This is a genomic window from Bacillus sp. FG16, assembly GCF_057809515.1.
This window is the reverse complement of record NZ_JBMDKC010000331.1, coordinates 1-457: the sequence shown is the minus strand read 5'-3', so window position 1 is coordinate 457 and position 457 is coordinate 1. Positions and strand designations below refer to the sequence as shown.

Sequence of the window (457 nt, the reverse complement as noted above, 5' to 3'; positions counted from 1 at the left end):
CTTATTTTCTTATCGTCAGTCTGAAATTATTGATAATTTAGCAGATTTATTAGATGAAATTACACACAAATTTGAAAATAAAGCGAAGAACACCACACGTAAAGAAGCGGTAGCGGAATTAGAAAAGGTACAAGGGAAAAATAAACATATTTTAAACTTGTTGCAAGCAGCCATTGATCATCCTGATGGCATCATTCAAGATACATTATATCCTATCGTTCACTCTTCCACGATTAGAGATATTATCAAGGATTTATCCAAAAACAATCGAGAATATAAAGAAAAAATCTATATAAAGATGCATGCTTCTTATCGTGGCCATTATAGAACTGCTATTTGTGATATTTTAAAGAGCCTCTCATTTCGATCGAATAATTTATCATATCAACCTATCATTGAAGCTCTTCATTTTATTCAGAAGCATAGTAATAGTAGTCAACGCTTTTTTTCTATGGAT

The 457-nt window shown here is 31.1% G+C and carries 1 pseudogene; it reads left to right on the top strand.

The features are described from left to right. Positions 1–457: pseudogene (locus ACODS7_RS32595) on the top strand (Tn3 family transposase); the annotation flags it as partial.